The organism is Pectobacterium betavasculorum (assembly GCF_000749845.1).
GTDB classification, from domain to species: Bacteria; Pseudomonadota; Gammaproteobacteria; order Enterobacterales; family Enterobacteriaceae; genus Pectobacterium; species Pectobacterium betavasculorum.
Genome location: NZ_JQHM01000001.1, coordinates 419,964 through 445,718, shown reverse-complemented (window position 1 = coordinate 445,718; position 25,755 = coordinate 419,964). Strand labels below are relative to the sequence as shown.

Annotated in this window: 19 protein-coding genes and 1 pseudogene; 10 read left to right on the top strand and 10 right to left on the bottom strand. The window is 53.2% G+C overall.

The genetic code is table 11. The annotated features are described in order from the left end of the window. Positions 1-243: 243 nt before the first annotated feature. The 4 genes from KP22_RS01955 (at position 244) to KP22_RS01940 (ending at position 6,408) form a co-directional block, all read left to right on the top strand. Positions 244-1,491, top strand: a complete 1,248-nt coding sequence (locus tag KP22_RS01955; protein WP_039322088.1) for an MDR family MFS transporter — start codon at positions 244-246, stop codon at positions 1,489-1,491. 10 nt (positions 1,492-1,501) lie between these two features. Beyond that, positions 1,502-3,013 carry an ABC transporter substrate-binding protein gene (locus KP22_RS01950; protein WP_039322085.1) on the top strand — a complete coding sequence of 504 codons (1,512 nt, stop codon included), beginning with the start codon at positions 1,502-1,504 and terminating at the stop codon, positions 3,011-3,013. A gap of 37 nt (positions 3,014-3,050) precedes the next feature. Further along, positions 3,051-4,829 carry an ABC transporter permease subunit gene (locus tag KP22_RS01945; RefSeq protein ID WP_039322081.1) on the top strand — a complete coding sequence of 593 codons (1,779 nt, stop codon included), beginning with the start codon at positions 3,051-3,053 and terminating at the stop codon, positions 4,827-4,829. A gap of 118 nt (positions 4,830-4,947) precedes the next feature. Continuing rightward, on the top strand, positions 4,948-6,408 hold the full coding sequence (locus KP22_RS01940; protein WP_039322079.1) for an AMP nucleosidase: 1,461 nt from the start codon (positions 4,948-4,950) through the stop codon (positions 6,406-6,408). A gap of 112 nt (positions 6,409-6,520) precedes the next feature. Here the strand turns inward: KP22_RS01940 and proP are convergent, their stop codons facing one another. After that, positions 6,521-8,023: a glycine betaine/L-proline transporter ProP gene (gene proP / locus KP22_RS01935; RefSeq protein WP_039307496.1), complete on the bottom strand. Its 1,503-nt coding sequence runs from the start codon at positions 8,021-8,023 to the stop codon at positions 6,521-6,523. A gap of 286 nt (positions 8,024-8,309) precedes the next feature. Further along, complete coding sequence (locus KP22_RS01930) at positions 8,310-9,248, bottom strand: AraC family transcriptional regulator (RefSeq protein WP_231566891.1); 939 nt, start codon at positions 9,246-9,248, stop codon at positions 8,310-8,312. A gap of 119 nt (positions 9,249-9,367) precedes the next feature. Here KP22_RS01930 and KP22_RS01925 point away from each other — a divergent pair, with 119 nt between their 5' ends. Then, complete coding sequence (locus tag KP22_RS01925; protein WP_039307490.1) at positions 9,368-10,354, top strand: class I SAM-dependent methyltransferase; 987 nt, start codon at positions 9,368-9,370, stop codon at positions 10,352-10,354. Between the two features lie 97 nt (positions 10,355-10,451). On the opposite strand, the gene ygjG is transcribed toward KP22_RS01925, so the two are convergent. From ygjG to KP22_RS22310, 3 genes are all read right to left on the bottom strand, one after another. Further along, a complete protein-coding gene (gene ygjG / locus KP22_RS01920; protein WP_197061591.1) occupies positions 10,452-11,858 on the bottom strand; it encodes a putrescine aminotransferase in 1,407 nt (468 codons plus the stop codon). 330 nt (positions 11,859-12,188) lie between these two features. Next, a complete protein-coding gene (patD, locus tag KP22_RS01915; RefSeq protein ID WP_039307486.1) occupies positions 12,189-13,613 on the bottom strand; it encodes an aminobutyraldehyde dehydrogenase in 1,425 nt (474 codons plus the stop codon). 112 nt (positions 13,614-13,725) lie between these two features. Further along, on the bottom strand, positions 13,726-13,893 hold the full coding sequence (locus tag KP22_RS22310) for a hypothetical protein (RefSeq protein ID WP_156103764.1): 168 nt from the start codon (positions 13,891-13,893) through the stop codon (positions 13,726-13,728). Positions 13,894-15,009: 1,116 nt separating this feature from the next. Here KP22_RS22310 and KP22_RS01910 point away from each other — a divergent pair. Beyond that, positions 15,010-16,350: an anaerobic C4-dicarboxylate transporter gene (locus KP22_RS01910; protein WP_039322075.1), complete on the top strand. Its 1,341-nt coding sequence runs from the start codon at positions 15,010-15,012 to the stop codon at positions 16,348-16,350. Positions 16,351-16,580: 230 nt separating this feature from the next. Here KP22_RS01910 and cuyB read toward each other — a convergent pair whose 3' ends face one another. From cuyB to KP22_RS01890, 4 genes and pseudogenes are all read right to left on the bottom strand, one after another. After that, entirely contained in the window at positions 16,581-17,297 is a 717-nt protein-coding gene (cuyB, locus tag KP22_RS01905; protein WP_039322071.1) for a cysteate racemase, read from the bottom strand. Continuing rightward, positions 17,294-18,307 carry a D-cysteate sulfo-lyase gene (gene cuyA, locus KP22_RS01900; protein ID WP_039307478.1) on the bottom strand — a complete coding sequence of 338 codons (1,014 nt, stop codon included), beginning with the start codon at positions 18,305-18,307 and terminating at the stop codon, positions 17,294-17,296. The genes cuyB and cuyA overlap by 4 nt, the downstream gene beginning before the upstream one ends. A gap of 24 nt (positions 18,308-18,331) precedes the next feature. After that, positions 18,332-18,605: pseudogene (locus tag KP22_RS01895) on the bottom strand (taurine ABC transporter substrate-binding protein); the annotation flags it as partial. Between the two features lie 58 nt (positions 18,606-18,663). Further along, positions 18,664-19,686 (bottom strand): malate/lactate/ureidoglycolate dehydrogenase, encoded by a 1,023-nt coding sequence (locus KP22_RS01890; RefSeq protein ID WP_039322063.1) that lies wholly within the window; start codon positions 19,684-19,686, stop codon positions 18,664-18,666. A 314-nt stretch (positions 19,687-20,000) separates the two neighbouring features. On the opposite strand from KP22_RS01890, the gene KP22_RS01885 reads away from it, so the two are divergent. From KP22_RS01885 to KP22_RS01870, 4 genes are all read left to right on the top strand, one after another. Next, the gene (locus KP22_RS01885; protein ID WP_039322061.1) at positions 20,001-21,023 is read left to right on the top strand and encodes an ABC transporter substrate-binding protein; all 1,023 of its coding nucleotides are present in this window, start codon (positions 20,001-20,003) and stop codon (positions 21,021-21,023) included. A gap of 57 nt (positions 21,024-21,080) precedes the next feature. Next, the gene (locus KP22_RS01880; RefSeq protein WP_039322058.1) at positions 21,081-21,947 is read left to right on the top strand and encodes an ABC transporter ATP-binding protein; all 867 of its coding nucleotides are present in this window, start codon (positions 21,081-21,083) and stop codon (positions 21,945-21,947) included. Further along, positions 21,907-22,773 carry an ABC transporter permease gene (locus KP22_RS01875; protein ID WP_039322056.1) on the top strand — a complete coding sequence of 289 codons (867 nt, stop codon included), beginning with the start codon at positions 21,907-21,909 and terminating at the stop codon, positions 22,771-22,773. Before KP22_RS01880 ends, KP22_RS01875 begins: the two co-directional genes overlap by 41 nt. 117 nt (positions 22,774-22,890) lie before the next feature. Next, complete coding sequence (locus KP22_RS01870) at positions 22,891-23,994, top strand: iron-containing alcohol dehydrogenase family protein (RefSeq protein ID WP_039322053.1); 1,104 nt, start codon at positions 22,891-22,893, stop codon at positions 23,992-23,994. An 83-nt stretch (positions 23,995-24,077) separates the two neighbouring features. Here the strand turns inward: KP22_RS01870 and gltP are convergent, their stop codons facing one another. Continuing rightward, the gene (gltP, locus tag KP22_RS01865; protein ID WP_039307466.1) at positions 24,078-25,394 is read right to left on the bottom strand and encodes a glutamate/aspartate:proton symporter GltP; all 1,317 of its coding nucleotides are present in this window, start codon (positions 25,392-25,394) and stop codon (positions 24,078-24,080) included. Between the last annotated feature and the right edge of the window lie 361 nt (positions 25,395-25,755).

Genomic DNA, 25,755 nt, shown 5'->3' with positions numbered 1-25,755 from the left:
GCCATAACGTAATTTTTCTATACTCTAAATAATTCGAGTTTCAGGACAAAAACGGCAAGGCGTTTTTGAACAGCGCTTGCGCTGACCCCAAAGGGGTGAGGCCATAAGGCCGAATAACGCGGCAAGGGAAGGAATCCCGATGAGCTTACTCAGGTAAGTGATTCGGGTGAGTGAACGCAGCCAACGCACATGCAACTTGAAGTATGACGAGTATATCGCGACTTTTTTATAACGGATGATTCAATGTCAGACCTTACCGCCAACCGCGCCCCACGGCCCTATCCCCCGTTGCTTCTGGGTAGCCAGCTTGTTTTCAACATTGGCTTTTATGCCGTCGTGCCGTTCCTGGCTATTTTCCTGCGCGACGACATGCTGCTTTCCGGCTGGGCTATCGGGCTGGTCATTGGCTTACGTACCTTCTCTCAACAGGGCATGTTTTTAGTCGGCGGCGCGCTGGCCGATCGCTTCGGCCCACGCGTGATTATCCTGTGCGGTTGTGTCGTGCGTATCAGCGGCTATCTCCTGCTGGCACTGGGCGACTCGCTATGGCCGATAATCCTCGGTGCCTGCCTGACCGGTGTCGGCGGTGCCCTGTTCTCTCCTGCTATTGAAGCGCTGATGGCACAGGCCGGTACGCAAAGTGAAAAAGAGGGAAAACGTAGCCGCTCCGAGTGGTTCGCCCTATTTGCGATTTGCGGCGAGTTGGGTGCGGTGCTGGGGCCATTGCTCGGTTCGGTGCTAGCCGGATACGGATTCCAGCGCGTGGCATTAGCGGGTGCTGGCGTATTTGTCATCGCGCTCATCGTCCTGTTTTTCAGCCTGCCGCCAACACAGCGAAATCAAGGCGAATTGCACATCGCTCCGTGGTGGGAGACCTTCCGCCAGCGGCGCTTTGTCGCCTTCATCATCGCCTACAGCGCTTACCTGTTTAGCTATAACCAGCTCTATCTGGCGCTACCGGTAGAACTGCATCGCTCCGGCAGCAGCGAGAAAGATCTCGGCCCGCTGTTTGTGCTGGCCTCTCTGCTGGTGATCGGATTACAGCTCCCGCTGGCGCGTTTTGCTCGTCGGGTTGGTGCGGCACGCATGCTGCCATTGGGTTTCGCGCTGCTGTCTGCATCCTTCTTTAGCGTCGCGCTGTTTGCCTCCACCACACCGCCGGAAGGCTGGCTGCGCCTGCTCCCCGCGATCTCATTGATTACTCTGCTGACACTGGGACAGATGCTAATCGTCCCTGTCGGGATGGACCTCATCCCTCGCTTTGCCAACAACAAAAATCTGGGTGCGCACTATGGCGCGCTAGCGTCAATGGGCGGTATCGCCGTGCTGGTCGGTAACTTTATACTCGGCAGCCAGCTCGATCGTGCGCTGACGCCATCGCCACAGGCCGCGATTCCGTGGGTGTTGCTCGCCGCCGTACCGCTGTGTAGCTCACTGGCAATGATAATCATCTGCCGCCCGTTTAAATCCGCTTCAACCGTGAATGAATAAGGACAGACTGATGAATATGCGTAATACCCTGTGGCCTATTTCCGGTCTGCTCTCAGCCACGCTGCTGCTTTCAGGCTGCTTTAATGAGCCTGAAGAAAACCACACCTCGCATCATGACGGTCGAATCAAGCTGGCGATGCTCCAGCCACCGCGTTCCGGTCTGACGCCGCTGAGCGATGACGCCTTTAAACTGTCGCGCTGGAGTACGGCAGAAACGCTGGTGGTGCTTGATAAACTCGGTGAAGCCCAGCCCGCGCTGGCAACGAAATGGCAGCAGATCGATGATAAATCATGGCGTTTTGAACTGCGCCCAAATGTCCATTTTCACGATAACACCACGTTAAACGCCGCCACGGTGGTCAATGCGCTTACGGTGGCCTCTACCGCCTCACCTAAACCTCGAATTCTGGATGGCGTGCAGTTAACGGTCAAAGCCGATGGCGATAACGCCGTCATTGTCTCCACCGCCAACGTAGATCCGCTGCTACCGCAGCGTTTATCCAGCCCGCAGTTAGCGATTCTTTCCACCACGGCATACGGTAAGAATGGCGTCGTTAACCCGATCAATACTGGGAGCGGTCCATTCGTTCTGCGCACCGTCACGGGCACCAGCAGCGCAGTATTGGACAGATTCGACGGGTATTGGGGCGAGAAAGCACAGGCCAGCGGTATCGACGTCAGCTTTGTGTCCGACGGCGCGGCACGTGCCGCTGCACTGCGCACTGGTACGGCAGACATTGTCGAAGCCATTCCTGTTTCCCAGGCACCGCTGCTGGATCAATCGCTGGTCCATGAAGTGCCAATGCCGCGCACCAACACGCTGTATCTGAATACGCGTCATGGCGTAATGCAAGACCCCGCCATGCGTGCTGCCGTACGTGATGCCATCAATCGTCAGCAGTTGGTGGATAACGTGTATGAGAAGCGTGCCGATGTCGCCCAAGGTCTGTTGGGACCAGCACTATCGTGGGCGGCGACGCTGCGCCAGCCTGTGGCAAATCCGGTTAAGGCCGGTACACCCGCTGGCGCGACCATCACGCTGGCAACCTTTAGCGATCGCGCTGAACTGCCTGAAGTCGCGGTCTATCTGGCACAGCAACTCACCGCCGCCGGGTTTACGGTGAAGCAAGTGGTACGTGAATATGCGCAGATCGAATCCGACGCGCTGGCTGGCAAGTTTGACGCCTTTATTTTGTCCCGCGCCACCGTGCTGGATTCCGGCGATCCGGTGGCTTATTTGTACAGCGATTTTGCCTGTGAAGGGTCGTTCAATATCGCCCAACTGTGCCGACCGGAAATCGATCGGGCGCTGCAAAAGGCGTCCGCCATTCCCGCAGGGGAGGCACGTCGTCAGGCCATTATGCAAGCAGAGAACCTGATCCTGGCTAGCGATGCGGCAATCCCGATGCTGCATGAGCGCGTCATCCAAGGTGAAAGCGCACAGGTGAAAGACGCACTGCGTGATCCGCGTGAACGCACGTTGATTAACGCCGCCACGCATATTGCTGCCGGTACGAAATAACAGGTAACGCACCTGCAACCAGAAAGATGACGAGTTTATGAGCGAATCGCTATATTGCCGCACCTGCGCGACCATCAGCCAGACACAACGTCCGCGATACGGCGTGCTGATCCCATTATTTTCGCGGCTGCTGACGCTGGCGGGGATTGTGGTACTGATTGGTATGCTGCCGTGGTTATCCGGTCAGGATCCGGCACTGGCGCTGCTACGTGCTCGTTCCGGCGAGCAGGAAGCGACAGCTGAAACGCTAAATGCGATTCGCCATTCTCTCGGGCTGGATCAAGGCCCCTTGCAGTTGCTGTTGAACTGGTTGACGGGCCTGTTGCACGGCGATGCGGGCAATTCCTGGGTTTCAGGCCGACCCGTGCTCCCAGGTATGTTGCAGGCGGCGGGGGTATCGCTCACGCTGATGGCCTCCTCGGCGCTGGTGGCCTTCACGCTGGCTGCCGTGCTGTGTGCTTCAACCTTTCGGCAGGGATTGCGAGGTCAGGTTCACCGTTCAGGCGGCCTGTTCGCTGCCTTATTTACCGCATTGCCCGAATTTCTACTGGCGTCCTTTCTACTGATTGTCGGTGCTGTCTGGCTACAGTGGTTCCCACCCTATGGCTGGCTGGGCTTGCACTATGCGGTGCTGCCGTCGCTGGCTCTGGGTATCCCGGCAGGTGGTTATCTTGGCAGGATTGTTGCCGATGCGCTCGCTGCCACCTTTAGCGAGAATTGGTTAACGACCTGGAGCGTTGCAGGAGTGAACCGTCGTCATATCGCGCTGGCAGTGCTGAAACGCACGTTACCCAGCGTGATGCCGCTCGTCGGGCTAGTGTTGGTATCGTTAACCGGCGGTGCGATTGCCGTCGAAAAAGTGTTCGCCATTCCCGGTCTGGGACGCGCAACGTTGGGCGCGGCAGCCGCGCAGGATCTGCCCGCCTTGCAGGTCGGCGTGTTGATTCTCTTACTCATCGCCTCACTAGCGGGTATGGCAGCAAGCGGCGTACGGCTGCTGATTCTCGGACGCGCACTGCACAGCGGCGCGATGCCAGTGCCGGAAGAGCGTGATAATTCCGTCTCTCGTCATGCCATCTGGCTACCAATTATCTGCGTACTGCTGCTAGTGCTTTTATTGCTGGCTGGCTTGCCGCGCGATCCCTACACCTCCGCCTTTCTACGCCTGCAATCGCCGTCATTCGCCCTACCTTTTGGCGCTGATGCAATGGGGCGTGATTTGCTGGCGCGTGTCGCGCACGGTACGTTAAATACCTGTCTGTTGGCGCTGGCGGTGTCGCTAGCCTGTCTGGCGATTGGCCTGTTAGTTGGATTGTTCCCGCGTCTGCTCACCGGCCCTATCGAAGTGACTAACGCCCTGCCGCCAGTGATTGCCGGACTGTTAGTTGCCGCCGTCAACGGCCCAACGGCAACGGGGGCGGCGATTGCCGTGATTGCCGTCAGTTGGGCACCACTTGCTGCCCACACGGCAGCGCTGGTCGCCGAAATCAACTCGCGCCCTTATATTCGGATGTTGCCGATACTCGGCGTAGGGCCGATACGCCGCAGCCTGTTCTATGTTTTACCCGCGCTGATTGGCCCGCTCTTTCGTCACGCCATGCTGCGACTGCCCGGCATCGCGCTGGCGCTGGCATCGCTCGGCTTTTTAGGTCTGGGCGCATCACCGCCGACGCCAGAATGGGGACGCGTACTGGCTGAAGGTATGCCGTACATCGAACGCGCGTTCTGGGGCGTGTTGGCACCGGCTGCCGCGCTCGGCGTGCTATCGATACTGGCTGTAAGTGCGGCAAACCTCTCTGGTCGCCACAAGCACTAGTACTCTTCTCTTCACGATCGCAGCCCCGCCAGATTTCACGATGGCGGGGCTGCACATCTTCAGTTACGCTGTGAGCTAACCTCTGCCGAAATACAGAATGTGATTAAAAGGAGAGAACATGCATAACAGCGGATCCCACGTCAGTCTTACCGTCACTCAGACTCTGGATAAACTGGAAGCGTTGTATGATGATGCCGTCTCGGCACTGCGCGACGCCATCGGGGACTTCATCAATGATGGCACGCTGCCCGATGCCAATGCGCGTGCGGCGGGATTATTTTCCTACCCGACCCTGCGCGTTAGCTGGAGCGGCAATTCGACCGCTCATCCTCGCCATCGCGCCTATGGCCGTTTTACCCATCCCGGTAGTTATTCCACCACCGTCACCCGCCCCGCATTCCTGCGAGCTTATCTGGCGGAACAGCTGGCGCTGCTGGAAGGAGATTATGACGTCAGTATTGAAGTCAGCCCGTCTCAGCAGGAAATTCCGTTTCCCTACGTCCTCGACGGTTCCGACCTGATTCTTGACCGCTCGATGAGCGCGGGCATCGCTAAACACTTTCCAACGACGGAGCTGTCGCAGATCGGGGATGAGACGGCAGATGGCCTGTTTCACGCCACTACTATGTCGCCGCTGTCGCACTTCGACGCGCTGCGCACCGATTTTTCGCTGGCGCGGCTTCGCCACTATACCGGTACGCCAGTAGAACATATTCAGCCGTTCATTCTCTTCACCAACTACACCCGCTATGTCGATGAGTTTGTGCGCTGGGCTTGTGCGCAGATAGCCGACCCCGATAGCCCCTATGAGGCGCTGTCCTGCGCTGGCGGCATCTATATCACCGCCGACACGCCTAACCCCGAGCAGGCGGTTTCCGATCTGGCGTGGAAGAACCACCAGATGCCTGCCTATCATCTGATTCCTCGTCAGGGTAAAGGGATTACGATGGTCAATATCGGTGTCGGGCCATCCAACGCCAAAACCATCTGCGATCATCTCGCCGTCATGCGCCCGCATGCCTGGCTGATGATCGGCCACTGCGGCGGCCTGCGCGAAAGTCAGTCCATTGGCGATTACGTGCTGGCACACGCTTACCTGCGTGACGACCACGTTCTGGATGCTGTTTTGCCGCCGGATATCCCGATTCCCAGCATCGCAGAAGTACAACGTGCGCTGTATGACGCCACCAAGATGGTTAGCGGGATGCCGGGAGAAGAAGTTAAGCAGCGCCTGCGTACCGGCACCGTTGTCACCACCGATGACCGTAACTGGGAATTGCGCTATGCGGCTTCCGCTCTGCGGTTTAACCTCAGCCGCGCTGTCGCAGTCGATATGGAAAGCGCGACGATTGCCGCACAGGGTTATCGCTTTCGCGTGCCTTACGGTACGCTGCTGTGCGTCTCGGATAAGCCATTGCACGGTGAGATTAAGCTGCCAGGACAGGCGAACCGTTTCTATGAAGGGGCGATTTCAGAGCATTTACAGATTGGCATCTGCGCTATCGATCTGCTGCGGGCGGAAAGCGACAAGCTGCATTCGCGCAAGCTACGCACCTTTAACGAGCCCCCGTTCCGCTAATTGAATGACAGTTTGGACAGGCGACCCCATTCGTGTAGTCGCCTGATCTGGCAGAATGCTACACAGCAAAAGCGCCACTTCCGTGGCGCTTTCCTAAGACAGTAAGACGAGACTAGTTAATTTCAGGATGCTGTTCAGACAGACGTTTTCTTTTCTTCTCCAGTTCGGCAATTTGCTCATCAATGTCTTCTATTTTCTGCTCAATATTGTCGTACTGTTCCTGCAATAGCTCTTTGGCTTCTGACCGATCCGACGCCGCAGGCGTGGCACCTTTCAGCGGCTGGTTTGCAGTTTCTCGCATCGACATTCCGGTAATCAGGCCGATCAGTCCAATCACCATCAGGTAATACGCTGGCATAAACAGGTTACCGGTCGACTCCACCAGCCACGCCGCAGCCGTTGGCGTAAAACCGGCCACCAGCACGGAAACGTTAAATGACGTCGCCAGCGCGCTATAACGAATATGTGTAGGGAACAGTGCGGGAAGTGTTGACGCCATCACTCCGGTGAACGAATTCAGCAGTACAGCCAACATCAATAATCCGCAGAAAATCAGCCCAATCACACCGCTGTTAATCAAGATAAAGCTGGGCACTGACAGCAGCAGCAGTCCGATACTGCCACAAATAATAAACGGTTTACGTCCGTAACGGTCGCTCATCAGCCCCATCACTGGCTGTACAAACAACATCCCGAGCATAACGGCGATGATAATCATCACGCCATGATCTTCAGAATAATTCAGGTTGTGTGAGAGGTAACTCGGCATGTAGGTCAGCAGCATATAGTAGGTAACATTGGTGGTAATCACCATCCCAATACAGACCAACAGACCTTTCCATTGCTTGGTCACAATCTCACGCAGAGAAATCTTCGGCGGAGATTGAATACTGTATTTCGATTCTTTATCAATATTGTCCACGTGCTGCTGGAACGTCGGCGTTTCTTCCAACGCATGACGTAAATAAATCCCAATTAGCCCGAGTGGCGCGGCAATAAAGAACGGGATACGCCATCCCCAATCCAGAAAGTTTTCTTCTCCCACGATGGAAGAAATGAGCACCACAACGCCCGCACCCGTCACGAACCCGGCGATAGAGCCGAAATCCAGCCAGCTACCTAAAAAGCCTCGTCGCCTGTCAGGGGAATATTCGGCAACGAAAATAGCGGCACCGGTATATTCTCCCCCGACGGAGAAACCCTGCGCCAGTTTCGCCAACAGCAACAATACTGGCGCCCAAATACCGATAGATTCATAGGACGGAATCAAACCGATACAGAATGTGCTCACCGACATGATAATAATGGTGACCGACAACACTTTCTGGCGACCAAATTTATCCCCCATCGCACCAAAAAATATCCCGCCGAGCGGCCGAACCAAAAAGGGAACCGAGAACGTTGCCAGCGCCGCAATCATTTGCACTCCCGGATCGGCTCCGGGGAAAAAGACCTGTCCAAGTGCATACGCCACAAAACCATATACGCCAAAATCAAACCATTCCATGGCGTTACCCAATGCGGCAGCGGTAATGGCTTTTTTGAGTCTGGCATTATCGATGATAGTAATGTCCTGAATTTTCATCGGTTCAATTTTTTTCTTTCTTAATCTCATCCCTTTTTCCTTTGCTTAAAAATCGACCATTTATTAAAAAACACAACCGCCTATTTCATGTACAGGGAACCACCCGACCGCACATTGAAGAATAAACAGCTTATTGGCCGCAATATTCATTACACGTTAATGTTGCTGAATGGAGTATAGAATAATTTACATAAAGACTGTATTTCCTGACCCAGAATAACGCCAGTCGTCTAAATAATGCACGGAAATATAACAAAAGGAAAATAATGGTAAATAGATATGACAAAAACGTCACACTGGCATCAGTGAGGTATCCTTACTGGCGTGACGCAATCATTTTCGGGTTACGGTTAAAATAGCGCGTAAATGCCAAACTGAAATTAGCCGGGTGTTGATAGCCAACTTGCCAGGCAGTCTGCGCCACCTGAAACCCTTGTTCCAATAGCTGGTGTGCCCGTTCCATCCGCATCCGCAATAGCATTTGACCGGGTGTGGTCGCAAAGCAGCGACGAAATCCAAGTTTGAGTCTGGATTCACTCATCCCTGATTGCGCTGCAATACAGGCTAGCGTCAGCGGTTCAGCCAGATGCTCACGCATCCAATGGCATACCCGCTCCAACTGCTGCCGTTCCTGTAGATGAATACCGCTCCGTTCGCCCTTCGGTTGCAGAAGATGTCGGTGCAGCGATAACAGGCTTAAGACGTGGATATGGCGATTCAGTGGATCGGCGTCGCCGCACAGCGCATTCACATGAATCTGGCTGGCCGCAGAAACAGACGTAAATGCTCGCTGCTGTAGCCCATCATCGCTAAACAGCGCTCCCGTACACTCCACGCCCAAATATCGGGTAGCCGCTGCCTTCCCCACCAGCAGCCGTAGCTGATCGACCTGCTTCTGAGCCTGATAATGACGTTCGCCCACGCTGGCACCAAACGTCGTGATAGTGACATGCTGTTGACGAAACCAGATCTGTGAACCACCGCTATCGTAATAAATCGACTCTCCTGCCAGTGCAAACGTCATGACCAGCATCGGCTGTGAATGTGGGCTGTGCGTTTCCTCCACCAACGTTCTACGCGGACGATACTGAGAACGAGCTAACGACAAATCGGCATCAATACGGCTGAAATCAGACCAGCATTCACCGATGCCATCTGGCAAAGTACGGCGTGAGCCTGAAATATTAGCGTCATTCGCACAACACCGATCGCCTGCTGGTTTCTCACTTCGCCTCTGCCGCTGTTTTTGCATCATCTTCCTTCGCCGTTTCGCATATGAAAAACGCCGTCTCGCATAACAATGAACATAATAACTATTCTCATTTATAGATAGCATATTCCCTATCGACTGACCATCAACGAGAAAGGCCGCTAATGAGCCCACTAGAAACATTATGGCAGCTTGCCGCCAGCAGTGTGAAAGCAGACGCGTTATATCTGGCGCTGGAACAGCAGATTTTCGATCGATTGGAGAATGTCACTACAACGGAACAACTGGCGGAAGCGCTAGGCTGGCAGCCGGAGAAAACCCGGTTTCTACTTGAGATCCTATGGAGTATGCAGCTTTTGACGCGCCATAAGGACGGTTATCGTACAGCATCCACCAGCGCTGCCGTGCTTTGTCGCAATAGCTCACGTTTTCTCGGTGACGCCTGGCGTTTTCGCCTCGCCAGCCTGCGCCAGTTTGGTCTGGGACTCAGCGACGGAATGCACCAGCCGTTGCTTGCCCAGTTAAGCGAATTACCTCGTGATGCCGCGTGGGCCAGTGCGGCAGAACAGCAAATCGCACAGGAGCAGCGATCGATAACCGCAGACCTTGCCGATCAACTGCTCTCCGGTCTGCCAGATTTCCCGCAAATCAGGCACATTCTCGATCTGGGAGGTGGCCCCGGCTGGGTAGCGATTACGCTGGCGCTGCGACATGCTGAGCTCTCCGGCACCGTCTATGACCTGCCGAAAACCGCTGCCGTAGCACAGCGCAATATCGATGCCGCCGGGTTATCCGCCAGATTGTCCGCACAAAGTGGCGCGTTTCCCAGCGAAAAATACGATCTGATCTGGAGTTCCTCATTCCTGCATTTTGTCGAGGATATTCCTACCATGTTAGCCACGCTTCACAACGCGCTAACGCAGACAGGTACGGTGGTTCTGGCGCAAGCAGAGATTGCCGCAGAGGCTGGCGATGCCGCGCCGGTTCTGCCGTTCTATCTGCCAATGCAAATGAGTGGGCGCCACGTCACACAGGAAGGACAACTAGCACAGTGGCTATTGGAAGCAGGTTTTACCTCTGTCGAAACCCGACGTCATCAGGCATTTCCCATGGCACCGCTAAATGTGCTGATTGCCTGTAAAGGCCATTAAGTCGTGTCGAAAACCGGATAAAAAAAAGCCAGCCAGTGAATGCTGACTGGCTTTCGTGGTGAAGCTAATCGGGTGCTGCGTGTTTCGGTCTCGTTTTTCACTCTACCGCATATTCCTTCATTTTATTTTCGTCAGGCATTGTGCCATTGAGCTTTTTTAGCACATCCTTCGCTTCCTTCAATACTCGGGCACATTGCTCGTGCGTGATAGTAAGCGGTGGCTCAATCCTGACCGATTTGGCATTGTTCAGGGTGCCCGCGACCAGAACGTTACGCTGGAACAGTTCTTTCGCGAAGGCATACCCGATCTCGTTTTTCCTGAACTCGATAGCCTGTAATAGCCCCATTCCCCGAGCTTCGATAATTAGTTGAGGATACTCGGCCGCCAGTTGCTGTAAGCCCTGTAACAGAAATGCCCCTTGGGTTGCTGCCTGCTCTGGCAGATTTTTTGTCAGCAGTTCATTGACGGTCGCCAGCGCTGCCGCGCAGGCCAGCGGATTGCCACCAAACGTGGTGGTGTGCAGGAACGGATTCTCAAATAGCACAGAGAATACGGCTTCCGTTGCCACCGTTGCGCCAATCGGCATCACACCGCCGCCCAACGCCTTCGCCAGACACAGAATGTCAGGCTGCACGCCATAATGCTCACAGGCGAACATCTTGCCCGTGCGCCCCATTCCCGTTTGTACCTCATCCAGAATCAGCAATGCGCCAATCTCATCGCACAATGCTCTGACGGCAGGCAAGTAATTTTCTGGTGGCACAATCACACCACCTTCTCCCTGAATGGGTTCAAGGATGATGGCAGCAACGTCATCGCCGGTCTTCTGGCATTGCTGAACCTGCTTGCGCATGGCACTGATATCGCCAAAAGCAACATGATGGAAGCCGGGTAACAGCGGCATAAAAGGACGACGAAACGCGGGCTTGGCGGTGGCGGAAAGCGCGCCTAGCGATTTCCCATGGAACGCCCCTGTCGCGGCGATAAAGGTATATTTACCACGCGGCGATTGGTAGGCCTTCGCCAATTTCAGGGCAGCTTCAACCGATTCCGTTCCGCTATTGCAGAAGAAACTGTATTTCAGATTACCCGGCGTCAGTGCCGCCAGCGTTTTTGCCAACAGCCCCCGTAGTGGATCGAGCAACTCCTGGCTATGTAGCGGTTGTCTGGCAAGCTGGCTTTCAACGGCAGCAATCACGTTAGGGTTACGGTGCCCAACGTTAAAAATGCCGTAACCACCCAGACAGTCCAGATATTCATTTCCTTGGGTATCAATCAGCGTATTGGGGCCGCTGGCGCGCCATTCGACTGCGCCGTAATCGCCGCCGGTAGTGACAGATTTTCTGTACTCCAGAAAACCGGGGTTGACGTATTCACGAAAACAACTCAAGACTTCCTGATTCAGTGCCGCCATGTCATCTGGGGATAGCGTGTCACTATGAATCCAATGCAGTGCCTGCTGAGTACACTCTAGCGGGTTAAGGTGGGCAGGTGATCTGGACAAAATGCGCTCCTTGAAAACGGACATCACGCGATGCCAATTTTAATTAATGCACATAACACGCCAGCCGCCCGCCAAAAATCAGAATAAAATATAAAAACGTGATATAAACCAAAAAACCAGCAGATAATTTGAACTAAATAATAATATTTGAAATTAATCACCAAACGACTGTGTGAACGCCAGCGCGAAGGTGGTCAACCCCTTTCGCACTGCCCCGCTTTTGCTCAGCACGCCCTCTTTTGGAGCGCGCCAAGGTTGGACAAACTCGCTATCTCATTACCCGATTTATCTTTCAGGACTAGCGAGATTCCTGTACCAGAGTGAATAGCCTCAGTGTCGGATCATGATATGTCGCACGATGGTGTAATCCTCCAGCCCATACATCGACATATCCTTGCCGTAGCCGGACAGCTTCTGTCCGCCGTGCGGCATTTCGCTGACTAACATGAAGTGGGTGTTCACCCAGGTACAGCCGTACTGAAGGCATGCTGCCAGGCGGTGCGCCCGCCCGATATCGCGCGTCCAGACCGACGACGCCAGCCCGTAATTCGAGGCATTCGCCCAGCCAATCACCTGCGCTTCATCGTCGAACGGTGTGATGGAGATTACCGGGCCAAACACCTCTTTCTGGACGATTTCATCCTCCTGCTTCGCCCCCGCCAGTACCGTAGGCTGGAAGTAGAATCCCTGCCCTTTCACGCGTTCGCCCCCGGTCACTACCGTGATGTGCGGCAGCGCTTTGGCGCGTTCGACAAACCCCATCACGCGTTCAAGCTGCGGCTCGGTAATCAGCGGCCCTAGCTCGGTCGTTTCATCATGTGGATCGCCAATTTTCAGCGTCGCCACCGCTTTTCCTAATGCCTCCACAACGTTATCGTAGACAGCACGCTGCACATACAGCCGACAGGCAGCGGTACAATCTTGCCCCGCGTTGTAGAAACCGAAGCTACGAATCCCATCAACCACCTGATCGATATCGGCATCGTCGAACACAATCACTGGCGCTTTGCCACCCAGCTCCATATGCGTCCGTTTTACGCTCGCAGCGGTATGCGCAAGGATATTCGCACCGGTCGCAATCGAACCAGTCAGCGACACCATGTTCACTTTCTCATGCCCTGTCAGCGCATCACCGATGTCTGCACCGCGCCCGAACACGATATTTACTACACCAGCAGGGAGTATCTCAGCCAGCAAGTGTGCCAGATAGAATGTCGTTAGCGGGGTTTGCTCCGCCGGTTTCAGTACTACGCAGTTTCCTGCCGCCAGCGCGGGTGCCAGCTTCCATGACGCCATCATCAGCGGATAATTCCACGGAGCGATGGACGCCACGACGCCAACCGGATCGCGCCGTATCATGGAGGTGTGCCCTTCCAGATATTCTCCCGCAGCCGAACCACTCAGGCAGCGTGCCGCGCCGGCAAAAAAGCGAAAGACATCCGCCACCGCAGGCACTTCATCATTCAGCGCCGCATGATAGGGCTTGCCACAGTTCAGTGATTCCAGTTCGGCGAACGTCTCGGCATTTTCCTCGATGGCATCGGCAATGCTTAGCAGCAGCGTCGCGCGCGTTTTCGGTGTGGTCTGCCCCCAATGTGCAAAAGCGGACTCCGCAGCCAGAACGGCTGCATCAACCTGGTGCAAATCAGCCTGAGCAATGGCAGCAATCTGCTCTCCCGTTGCGGGATTGAATATTGCCAGTGTCTCGCCGTTTCCCGCGACCAGCTTGCCTTCTATCAGTAATTTGTCATGCATACATTTTCCTTACAGAGAGAAAAAGCTCGTGTTTTTCATCACTATCTGCAAAATGTCTGTGCAAAAAACCTGCCACTTTATGTTTGATAATCAACCCGTACTGCAAATCACATCAGGGCGTGTTACCTGACTCCTTCTTCGCCTGCGTAGCAGCCAGCCTGGCTTCCTCGGCGAGTGCTTCAATCTCTTCTTCCGTCAATTGTTCTGAGGCTTCATGCACCTTTGCCAGCCCTTCGCTGACCGTCACCTCTTTGGGATCGTCCTTCGTCGTCATCATCATTCCTCTCAATCAAATAATACGCCAACAAAGATAAGTGTAGTCGACGGTAAAAATCCGCCAATATCTGAAGAAGATTTAACGCTGCTTTCCCACTCACCATATGTGATAATAATTATCAATTACATCACGTTTATACCCTAAATTTGCCGCAGAGACGGCAGGAAGGTCACCTGACCGGACGTTGGCATGTCAGAGTCTGAACTCAGAATGCTGTTCAACCACTATGCAGAGCGGTTAGAACGCTATCTCAATCATAAACTGCGCGACCCAAAAGAGCGTTCAGGGTGGAGAGCGCGTGAATCTTGATGTGCTGAGGGCCGCTGCAAGCAGCGTTCAAATCTGCTCCTGGCAGATTTGTCACCCGAATCACTTACTTGAGTAAGCTCATCGGGACTCCTTCTCTTGCCGCCTGCCTGAAACTCGAATTATTTAGAGTATATGTAGCAAAGAAAATAAATCCTATTCATATATTCTAAAAAAATCATAAAAATCTTTATATTAATAACAAATCACACTATAAAAGGTATTTTTCTTCACATCAGATGTAAAACTGGCAGTAAACAATCCAGCTGTATTCCTGACGTGAATATTGCCAATCTGATGCCATTTTTATTTTTCGATAATCCCTCAGAGACCTGACGTTGACTTCATTACCAAAAAGGGATTCATTTTATCGTTTTTAAAACTAATCATTTAAAAACAATAGAGTATGTAAAACTACCTCATTAGAGGTAGTTGCAATGACATTAAGGCATGATTTTTTTCGGTAATCGTTAACGAAAATAAAAAATAAAACAGCATCAATCACAACAAAATAAGAACAATGATTTAATCTCTTTTAAAAAAATCCCGCCCCTCGTTAACAACTTCGCTAACCAAGATGTGAACCGATTATTAATAAATTTAAATTATACTTAAAAAACTAAATAAATCAAAAAATCGTAATTATTGCGAGCGAGATCTTTTATTTTCAGGAAATAAGACAAAGATAAAAATTAATAGATTTAGATCAAGAAAACAAATAACAACCCGTCCATATAGTACCCGCAGTAAAAATTCACTTATTTTAATTCTAACTAATCAATTCATCTTATAAAGCAATGCAATGGGGCTACTATGGATTTCATCATTCAATTAGTCATTGTCCTTATCTGCCTTTTTTACGGGGCAAGAAAAGGCGGGATCGCGCTGGGTTTATTAGGCGGGGTCGGACTCGTTATTCTGGTCTTTATCTTTAAACTGCAACCGGGTAAACCACCCGTTGACGTCATGCTGGTTATCATTGCCGTGGTAGCCGCATCGGCAACGCTTCAGGCATCGGGCGGGCTGGATGTCATGCTACAACTCGCAGAGCGTATGCTGCGACGTAACCCGAAATACGTTTCAATTATCGCACCGTTTGTCACCTGTATTCTGACTATCCTGTGCGGTACAGGCCATGTGGTCTATACCATCCTGCCGATTATTTATGATGTCGCCATCAAGAATAATATTCGTCCTGAAAGGCCGATGGCTGCCAGTTCAATCGGCGCACAGATGGGGATTATTGCCAGCCCGGTTTCTGTTGCGGTTGTCTCGCTGGTTGCCATGCTCGCGAACTTCACCTTCCAGGGTAAGCATCTGGGGTTCCTCGATCTGTTATCTATCACCATCCCCTCGACCCTGTTGGGTATTCTGGCGATAGGGATTTTCAGTTGGTTCCGCGGTAAGGATCTGGACAAGGATGCCGATTTCCAGAAATTCATCGCCGATCCAGAAAACAAGCAGTATGTATATGGCGATACCGCCACGCTGCTGGACAGAAAATTGCCACGCAGCAACTGGGTCGCCATGTGGATATTCCTGGCAACCATCGGTGCGGTAGCGATTCTGGGAGCGGTTGAAGAATGGCGCCCTGTTTTCGCCGGCAAGCCGCTGTCGATGGTGCTGGTGATTCAAATGTTTATGCTGCTCTCCGGCGCCATCATCATTATCGCGACCAAAACTAATCCTTCATCAATCTCGAAGAATGAAGTGTTCCGTTCAGGGATGATTGCCATCGTCGCGGTATACGGTATCGCCTGGATGGCGGAAACCATGTTCGGTGCGCATCTGGACGAGATCAAAGCCACGCTCGGGTCGTTGGTGAAAGTCTATCCGTGGGCATACGCCATTATCCTGTTGCTCGTGTCCAAGTTCGTTAACTCACAGGCGGCAGCGCTGGCGGCGATTGTCCCTGTTGCACTGGCTATCGGCGTGGATCCCGCGTATATCGTGGCATCGGCACCCGCCTGCTATGGTTACTACATTCTGCCAACCTACCCAAGCGATCTGGCTGCTATCCAGTTCGACCGCTCCGGCACCACCAAAATCGGCCGTTTCGTTATCAACCACAGCTTCATTCTTCCTGGCTTGATCGGTGTGAGCACCTCCTGCGTCTTTGGTTGGGTGTTCGCCGCAATGTACGGCTTCCTGTAATTCTGTTCTTTGTACCTAAAAGCCGCCCAGCAATGGGCGGCTGAGGTTGCTGAAAAAGCCCGTAGAGCGAGAGTAACGGGTAGATCGTAAAGACGCTGTGAATACATCCTTGTACGCTCGGCTTGCGCCATCCCTGGCGCAAACGCTTTACTCTTTTATTCCGTTACTCCCGTTTTCATTCAGTAAATAGGTTTGTCAATGGTCTGAGCCGCCCAGCAATGGGCGGCTTTTTATCTCTGTTGCCAGATGCGAACACAGGCCTGTGCCAATGCTCGTGTTGGATCGATGCTAATATCCTGCCAGCGTGGCGCCACCGCCTCCAGCGCAGGGGGGACTTCCGTACAGGCCAGCACCAGACGCTCAGCACCTCGATCCACGAGTTGTGCCGCGAGCTGTTCAAGCAAGCGACCACCGTGCTGAAGTTCACCGCGTTTTACCGCATAGCACCCCGGCACGAAGAGCGTTGTCATTTCCTGCTCGTCCGGCACCACCGTTTCAACACCTAACTGTGCGGCAAAACGCTGCTGATACCATCCGGCTTTTAGCGTCCCATGAGTCGCGATCAGCCCGATTTTTTGCAGTGTTTTCTTTGCCTCCGCAGGCTGCATGATAGCGTGCAGCGTGGCATCGGCAATATGCACCAGCGGCGCATGACTTGCTTCAGACAAGGCGTCAAACCAGTGGTGCGCCGTATTACACGGCACCACAATATGACTAACCGACAAGTGATTAAGCTGCCGGACAGCATACAATAGCGTCGGCAACGGTGATTCTCCGGTGCCTGCCAGCGCCTGCTGACGGTCGGGAATCTGCGGCACATTCCACGTAATCACCGGCACATGATCCTGATCGCGGCTGGCAGGCGTTTCCTCAACGATTTTATGCAACAGATCGACCGTTGCCAGCGGCCCCATGCCCCCCAGCACGCCAATCAGCGGTGTGCTCATTGTGCTGCCGTTTGTTCGAACAGTTGGCGGTAGCCAAACAGCCCCGCTGAGCCACCGGTATGAATAAATACAACGTTTTCATCAGCGCGAAAATGTCCCTGACGGATCAGATCGATCAGTCCCGCCATCCCTTTTCCTGAATAGACCGGATCGAGCAAAATCCCTTCCAACTGCGCCAACAGCCTGAGCGCCTCCAGCGTTCCTTCCGTTGGAATGCCGTATCCTTTACCGACATAGTCGCTGTTCACCTGCACGGCGCTGCGCGGCAGTTCGCCCGGAATCCCAAGCAGTTGCCAGGTGCGCTGCGCTAACGCATAAACATTCTCTTCCTGCTTCGCTTTAGGCGCTCTGACGCTGATGCCTAACAGCGGAATCTGGCTGTGTGTTGCCGCCAGCCCGGTGACTAATCCCGCCTGCGTGCCCGTGCTGCCCGTTGCATGCACAATATGATCGATGCGCAGGCGCTGCTGGCTTGACTGAAACAAGAGCTCTTCCGCACAGGCGACGTAACCCAACGCGCCTACCGGACTGGAGCCACCGCCAGGGATAACATAGGGCTTAAACCCTTCTTTGCGCAGCGATGCCGCCAGCGTTTCCATTGCCTGCTGCATATCCGTACCCGCAGGAAGGTGATCGATAATGTCACCGCCGAGCAGATTATCCAGCAGCACATTGCCTGAACGCTGATAATCTTCACCGTAATCCTCCACGCGCTTTTCCAGCAGCACTTTGGTTTTCAGCCCCAGTTTTGCCGCTGCCGCAATGGTTTGTCGCACATGGTTAGACTGTGTCGCCCCCTGCGTGATGATGACGTCCGCACCCTGCTGCTGCGCATCGGCTAACAGAAACTCCAGCTTGCGGGTTTTATTCCCGCCGGTCGCCAGCCCTGTGGCATCGTCGCGTTTGATATAAATCGTTGGTCCGCCCAGATAGGCAGACAGATTCGGCAACACCTCAAGCGGCGTAGGAAAATGACCCAGTGTCAAACGGGGGAATCGAGCAAGATGCATAATATTCTCCTGAAATTCGGATTACAGATTAAGTGTCGCCGAGCTGGAACCAAAGTTGGCGATATCTATCGCATTACTGGCGAAATAATTCAGCGCATCAGCACCAGAAGCAAACTGCACCCACTGCTTTTTGCAGAGAACCGTCGGCTTTGGCTAAGACTAATACCTGTGAACCACCGCTGTAGGCCACACGAACTTCATCAGGATGCTTTTCAGGAGCGTTGCTTTCCGCCGCCAGTACGGATGTTGTCATTAATAACAAGCCACCGACACCGACCGCACTCAATATATTTTTCATTGCTTTTTCCTATGATGTTAAATCAGTAAAAATTTAAATAAGTTAATAAATTAATTCATCAGGCTACGTTGTTATTTAAATAAGACAATTGCCCCCAACTCACATCATCGACAAAAATTCCGTTATCTAACCGCTGGCGATAGGTTTGTTTTTCTTTATCGCCCGGCAATAATAATCCGTTATCATCGCGGGATTGACGCACCCATTCTAATAAGGCTGGAATTTCCTGCTGATAGGTTGTTGCACCGCCTAATTTCTGCGGATCGATTAAAATCGACAGCATGCTGTTAATGATCTGCTTACCCTCACCTTTCGCCGTGCGTTCGGTTTTACCGCCAGTTAACGCGGCACCAAGCAGAGAGCAAACCAGCGACAACCCCGAGCCTTTATGTTCGCCGAACGGTAGCAGTGCTCCTAAAGGCTGTTCCATCAACCAACGCGGATCCACTGTCGGGTTACCTTCGTTATCAACAATGCAACCCGGCGCAACCGATTTCCCCTCATTCCACGCGATACGGGCTTTATTACCGGCAATCACGCTGGTAGCAAAATCCAGAATCACCGGTTCGTCGTGTTCAACCGGAATACCGGCACAAAACGGGTTGGTCCCGAAACGCGCCTGTTGGCCCTGCCACGGCAGCACCACCGGTTTGGTATACACGTTAGCAAAGTGCAGCGACACCAGCCCAACCTCTGCGGCCTGTTCCGCCCATGCACCAATACGCCCAAGATGGTGAGCATTGGCTAAACTCACTACCGCCAGACCATGCGTTTGCGCGCGCACAATGCCTTCAGACAGCGCCTGCCTGGCCACCACTTGCCCGAATCCTTGCTGACCGTCAAACGAAACTAACGGGCCGAAATCCAGCGTTTTTTCTGCCTGCGCATGAGGCGACAGCCCACCTTCTCGAATCGCATCGATGTAGCGCGGCAGCATACTCACGCCGTGCGAGTCATGCCCTTTCAGGCTGGATTCGACAAGATTATCCGCCACGATTCCTGCAATTTCCGCGCCCACGTCATTTTCTGTCAATCGGTCGCGTAAATAATCACGCAAATAATGATGAGTAAAAACAGGCATATTTTTCTCGGTATACCATGATAATAATGAATATTATCCCCACTATAACGCGCAGATTTTTATCCATAACTGACAAATAAGACTATCTATAGCGAATATTTAGCTAAAGCGGTTATTTACTTGTTTTTCCTTCTGCATCTACGAATAAATCAACCTTTATTCTAACTTATTCCAAAAAACAATTTATCAGCAACACATCAAGAAAATAGGATGCATGCTGCTATACGGTATTTTCACGCGTTATTTATTGAAATAAAAAATCATGGCTATGTTCTTTATTTATTTCCGTTCCTATTAATCATGAGACAACGATAATGAATCGCCCACGCCCCGCGAAAAAATCGACGCGTTTTACATGCCTTGCCGCCATGATCGGTCTGACGTTAACGGCATTCGGTGCTAATGCGGAAGGCAGCATTAGCATTGCGCAGCAATTTGGCATTGGTTATCTGATTCTGGATGTCGTGCGTGACCAGAGCCTGATAGAAAAGCACGGTAAGCAGCAAGGGCTGGATATCAAGGTCGACTGGCGCACGCTTTCTGGCGCGACGGCGATTAACGAAGCGCTGCTATCCGGCGCACTGGATGTGGCTTCCGCAGGTGTCCCCCCCATGCTGACGGTATGGGATCGCACGCAGGGTCGCCAGAACGTAAAAGCCATCGCCTCACTCGGTTCCATGCCCAACTATTTACTCAGCAATAACCCAGCGGTGAAATCCATCCGCGACCTGAGCGATAAAGATCGTATCGCCGTACCTGCCGCAGGCGTCGGATTCCAGTCACGCACGCTGCAAATCGAAACGGCGAAACTGTACGGCGCAGAGGATTTCAAACGCTTCGATAAGATTTCTGTCAGTCTGCCGCATCCCGATGCCAGCGCGGCACTTATCGCGGGCGGTTCCGAAATTAACGCCCATTTCTCCAGCCCACCTTTCCAATATCAGGCGTTGGAACATGCCAATGTGCACAAAATTCTGAGCTCTTATGATGTGCTGGGCGGCCAGGCGACGTTCAACGTGCTGTACACCACACAGAAATTCCATGATGAGAATCCGAAAACCTACCGTGCCTTCTATGAAGCCCTAAAAGAAGCCTCGCAGATCATCAAAGCAGATAAAGCCGCAGCGGCCACCACCTATATTCGGGTAGAGAAATCGAAGCTGGATCCTGAACTGGTGAAACGCATCGTTGCCGATCCCGAGATCGATTTTACCATCACCCCAGAGCGCACCTATGTTTATGCCGAAAAGCTGCAACAGCTCGGCGTGTTGAAAAACAAAGCCGCCTCCTGGAAGGACTATTTCTTTGCTGAAATCCACGACCAGCCGGGTAGCTAAACGGCCAGAGTCAGGCTCATTTGCCGATCATCGTTGTCGCCACGCAGGAGAACAAGCATGACACAAGACTCTCATGACACTGTCGGCCAGCCGCTGTTGCAGGTGGACGGCGTCGGGCTGGAATACCGCACGCGGCGCAGTCTGGTACGCGCCACCCATGATGTCAGTTTTGACGTCTTTCCCGCCGAACGGTTTGTGCTATTAGGGCCTTCCGGCTGCGGCAAGTCTAGCTTGCTCAAATCCATCGGCGGCTTTTTGTCTCCGGTAGACGGTGAAATTCGCCTGGACGGCCAGCGCGTCACACGGCCAGGCCCCGATCGCATCATGGTCTTTCAGGAGTTTGACCAGTTGCCGCCGTGGAAAACCGTGCTGGAAAATACGCTGTTTCCGCTGGTTGCCAGCCGTCAGGCAACGCGAGCCGAAGCAGAAGAACGCGCCCGTTATTTTCTCGATAAGGTCGGGCTAGCGAAGTTTGCCGATGCCTATCCGCATACCTTATCCGGCGGGATGAAACAGCGTGTTGCCATCGCGCGGGCGCTGACCATGCAGCCGAAAGTGCTGCTTATGGATGAGCCATTCGCCGCACTGGATGCGCTGACCCGCCGCAAAATGCAGGAAGAATTGCTGACGCTGTGGGAAGAGGTGCGCTTCACGCTGCTGTTTGTCACCCACTCGATTGAGGAAGCGCTGATCGTCGGCAGTCGAGTTTTGCTGCTCTCACCGCATCCGGGTCGCGTGAGGGCGGAAATCAACTGCCATCAGTTCGCGCTAAACGATCAGGGCAGCGAAGCCTTTCAGAGCACGGCACAGCGCATCCACCATCTTCTTTTTCCAACCGATGTCGACGTGCCGTCACCCGTCACATCCACGCAAGGTAAAACTTATGAGCATCCAGCCCCCCGTGCGGCCCGAGTATCAGCGTGAACTGGCACCGCTGAAAGATTTTACCCTCGCCCAACCTCTGCCACTGGCAACCCGTCTGTGGAATCAGACCTGGATTCGCAAGCTGGTGCTACTGGCCGGGCTGCTATTGCTGTGGGAAATAGGCGCTCGCTGGCAAAATAACGACCTGATGCTGCCCAGCTTCCTGCAAACGTTTCAGGCCTTTCGCGACGATGTCGCCAGCGGTGAGCTACCACACAAGATGGTGGTTTCACTCGGTACGCTGCTAAAAGGCTATATTATCGGCAGCCTGCTCGCGCTGGCGCTCAGTGCGTTGGCGGTGTCCACCCGTTTCGGGCGCGATCTCTTAGGCACCTTGACCTCCATGTTCAACCCGCTGCCCGCGATTGCGTTACTGCCGTTAGCGCTGCTGTGGTTTGGGCTGGGAGAAAAGAGTCTGGTATTCGTGCTCGTCCACTCTGTGATGTGGCCGATGGCGCTGAACACCTACTCTGGCTTTCTCGGCGTTTCAGAAACGCTACGTATGGCGGGTCGCAACTACGGCCTGACCGGCTTTCGCTACATTAGTGCGATCCTGATCCCTGCGGCGCTGCCATCGATTATCTCCGGCCTGAAGATCGGCTGGGCATTTGCCTGGCGCACCCTGATCGCCGCTGAGCTGGTGTTCGGCGCATCAAGCGGCAATGGCGGTTTGGGTTGGTACATCTTCCAGAACCGTAACGAGCTTTACACCGATCGTGTTTTTGCCGGGCTGGCTTCCGTCATCATCATCGGGCTGCTGGTTGAAGGGCTGGTGTTTTCTACCATCGAAAAGCTCACGGTGAAACGCTGGGGAATGCAGCGCTAAACGTCATTCTGGTTATGCGAAATTTACCCATTCATAACCAGAATTGTTCTTTTGCGGCGTTCGATATCACTGTTACAACTGATTGGTCTTTTCCCACAGAGATGAGAGATCGCGAACATGATTGCAATACAAGCGCCACAAACCTATCTGAATCGTGATGGCGTCATTCGTTCTGTCGGCGAATACGCGGCTCCTTACGCCAGCACAATACTGATTATTACCAGCCCTCAGGCATGGAAAACGACGGCGGATGCCGTCGAACGCAGCCTCAATGAACACGGCTTACGCTATCAGGTCGAATTCTTACCGGGCGATTGCACCAAACCTGCAATTGAGACGCTAACTGCACAGGCGCGCGCATTCAGCGCAGAACTGATTTTAGGCATTGGTGGCGGGCGCGTACTCGATGTCGCCAAAGCCGTCGGTGACATTCTGGGGCAGCTTCCCGTCATCGCCGTTCCTACCGTTGCCGCTACCTGCGCCGCCTGGTCACCGATCAGCGTGATTTACAGCGATAGCGGCGCGCACAACGGCCCCTTTCCACTAACACGTTTACCGGTGTGGGTACTGGTAGACAGTGAAATCATCGCCCATAGCCCTTCACGTTATCTCAAAGCCGGTATCGTGGATGCGCTGGCAAAGTGGTACGAATTTCAACCGTATTTGCGCCACGGCGATGATGGGCTGGCGTTAGCGCTCAAAGCACAGGCGGCAAAGCTGGCCGTAGAAACGTTTAATACTTATGGCGCACAGGCCATTGCGGATAATGAGCAAGGTTTGGTCACACCAGCACTGCGCCGTGTGATCGATGCCGTTATCGCACTGGCTGGCGTCGCGAACAGCATGAAAGATGACGTGCCACGCATTGGCGTCGCGCATGCGATTCACAATAGCATGACGCGCCTGCCTGAACTGCATGACTGGCTGCACGGAGAGAAAGTGGGTTTTGGTCTGGCTGCACAGGCTTTTCTGGAACACGATAACGACGCTGACCGCGAAGAACTGTTCGCCCAGTTGCGCCGCTACGGTAGCCCGATCACGCTAAGCGCCCTTGGTCTGAGCGAACGCCCATTGTTGGTCGAAAGCATCGCGCAGAACGTGAAAATCGCTCCAAAAATTGCTGCCCGCCTGCCGTTCGCAACGGATGCCGAACGGATTCAACAAGCGCTGTGGCGTACGCAAACGCTGGATGGGCATGTGATAAACAGCCACGCAGCATAGTTGATAATCACCCTGTAAAATAGAAACGGGCGCATCGATTATTCGATGCGCCCGTTACACATGACATTGGAAATGTGATGAGATTATCCCTGTTGAGCAGGGTGTGTACTGATGCCTCTTATTTCACGCTCGTAGGCCTGTGCTTTCTTCTCATCGAACTGGTGTTCCCACTTCGCAATCACTAGCACCGCCAGCGCATTTCCCACCACGTTAAGCGCAGTACGCGCCATATCGAGGATACGGTCTACCCCCGCAATAAACGCCAGACCTTCCAACGGAATACCAACGCTGCCCAGCGTGGCAAGCAGTACAACAAACGACACGCCAGGGACACCTGCAATACCTTTGGAGGTCAGCATCAGCGTCAGCACCAGCACGATTTCCTGCCCAATCGACAGTTCAATACCGTAAAGCTGCGCAATGAATATCGCCGCGATACTCTGATATAGCGTAGAGCCATCGAGGTTAAAGGAATAACCAGTCGGCACCACGAAGCTGGTAATCGACTTCGGTGCACCATAGGCTTCCATTTTTTCGATGATGCGCGGCAGCACAGTTTCTGAACTGGCGGTGGAGTACGCCAGAATCAGCTCATCTTTTAGAATTCGGATCAGCATCGTGATTCGCAGTTTACACAGCCGTGCGACCGCGCCCAGCACCACCAACGCAAAGAAGAAGATTGCGGCGTACACCAGCATCACCAGCTTGGCCAGCGGCCACAGCGACGCAAAACCGAAGTTGGCCACCGTGACGGAAATCAACGCAAACACCCCAACCGGCGCATAGCGCATGATCATGTGCGTCACTTTGAACATGGTTTCTGATACGCCGCGAAAGACGCTCAGCAGCGGGTCACGGTGTTCTTTGGGCAACGAAGATAAACCAAGACCAAACAGCACCGAGAAGAAGATGATCGGCAGCATTTCACCGTGTGCCATCGCCGCGAAGATATTCGGCGGAATCAGCGACAACACCGTCCCCACCAGACTATGCGAGCCGCTCTGCACCTGCTCGGTAGTCTTTTGATATTGAGAAATATCAACAGCAGTCAGCGTCGACATATCGATGCCGTGACCCGGCTGGAAGATATTGGCCAGCGTGATGCCAAGGATAATCGCCACCGTCGTGATGATTTCAAAATAGAGGATAGTTTTGAAGCCAATACGCCCAAGCTTTTTGGCATCTCCCACACCCGCAATCCCAACAACCAGCGTGGCGATAACGATAGGGACAACAATCATTTTAATCAGGCGGATAAAGATATCGCCCGCTGGGCTAAGAATATTGCTGATGAGCCACTGACGGCTTTCCTGCTGTTCATGCAGCACGGCTCCGAGTGCAATACCAAGAACCAGCGCGATAAGAATTTGCCAGGCCAGGCTGATTTTTTGTTTTTTCATCGTCATTTTCCGTTTTAACTCCCCGCCACCACAAACATGGCGCTAGCGCGACTCCGGCGCAATACGAACCGAAAAAATCAACGTGGAGGTGTTTGACTAGTAAGAATATCTGATTGGTTGCTATCGTTATTTTTCTACTACGACACAAAATTCGTTAACATAATTATTCAATAAAAACGCCCAACCATTTGTATCGCTTAACAAAAACAAACACATAACTCATTGTTATGGCAGGAATGTTACTATTCCACCACGATCAGATCAAGCAGATTATCGGTGCGATAAACCATATTTATGCTGAATTGAGTACAAAAAATGGCGGGCATCGCGATACAAGAAATCGCAACAAACTAGAAAAGAA

Bases quoted from the DNA above. Each gene is read 5' to 3' on its own strand.
- KP22_RS01955 (WP_039322088.1), top strand. From the start codon at position 244: ATGTCAGACCTTACCGCCAACCGCGCCCCACGGCCCTATCCCCCGTTG.
- KP22_RS01950 (WP_039322085.1), top strand. From the start codon at position 1,502: ATGAATATGCGTAATACCCTGTGGCCTATTTCCGGTCTGCTCTCAGCC.
- KP22_RS01945 (WP_039322081.1), top strand. From the start codon at position 3,051: ATGAGCGAATCGCTATATTGCCGCACCTGCGCGACCATCAGCCAGACA.
- KP22_RS01940 (WP_039322079.1), top strand. From the start codon at position 4,948: ATGCATAACAGCGGATCCCACGTCAGTCTTACCGTCACTCAGACTCTG.
- proP (WP_039307496.1), bottom strand. From the start codon at position 8,023: ATGAGATTAAGAAAGAAAAAAATTGAACCGATGAAAATTCAGGACATT.
- KP22_RS01930 (WP_231566891.1), bottom strand. From the start codon at position 9,248: ATGATGCAAAAACAGCGGCAGAGGCGAAGTGAGAAACCAGCAGGCGAT.
- KP22_RS01925 (WP_039307490.1), top strand. From the start codon at position 9,368: ATGAGCCCACTAGAAACATTATGGCAGCTTGCCGCCAGCAGTGTGAAA.
- patD (WP_039307486.1), bottom strand. From the start codon at position 13,613: ATGCATGACAAATTACTGATAGAAGGCAAGCTGGTCGCGGGAAACGGC.
- KP22_RS22310 (WP_156103764.1), bottom strand. From the start codon at position 13,893: ATGATGATGACGACGAAGGACGATCCCAAAGAGGTGACGGTCAGCGAA.
- KP22_RS01910 (WP_039322075.1), top strand. From the start codon at position 15,010: ATGGATTTCATCATTCAATTAGTCATTGTCCTTATCTGCCTTTTTTAC.
- cuyB (WP_039322071.1), bottom strand. From the start codon at position 17,297: ATGAGCACACCGCTGATTGGCGTGCTGGGGGGCATGGGGCCGCTGGCA.
- cuyA (WP_039307478.1), bottom strand. From the start codon at position 18,307: ATGCATCTTGCTCGATTCCCCCGTTTGACACTGGGTCATTTTCCTACG.
- KP22_RS01890 (WP_039322063.1), bottom strand. From the start codon at position 19,686: ATGCCTGTTTTTACTCATCATTATTTGCGTGATTATTTACGCGACCGA.
- KP22_RS01885 (WP_039322061.1), top strand. From the start codon at position 20,001: ATGAATCGCCCACGCCCCGCGAAAAAATCGACGCGTTTTACATGCCTT.
- KP22_RS01880 (WP_039322058.1), top strand. From the start codon at position 21,081: ATGACACAAGACTCTCATGACACTGTCGGCCAGCCGCTGTTGCAGGTG.
- KP22_RS01875 (WP_039322056.1), top strand. From the start codon at position 21,907: ATGAGCATCCAGCCCCCCGTGCGGCCCGAGTATCAGCGTGAACTGGCA.
- KP22_RS01870 (WP_039322053.1), top strand. From the start codon at position 22,891: ATGATTGCAATACAAGCGCCACAAACCTATCTGAATCGTGATGGCGTC.
- gltP (WP_039307466.1), bottom strand. From the start codon at position 25,394: ATGAAAAAACAAAAAATCAGCCTGGCCTGGCAAATTCTTATCGCGCTG.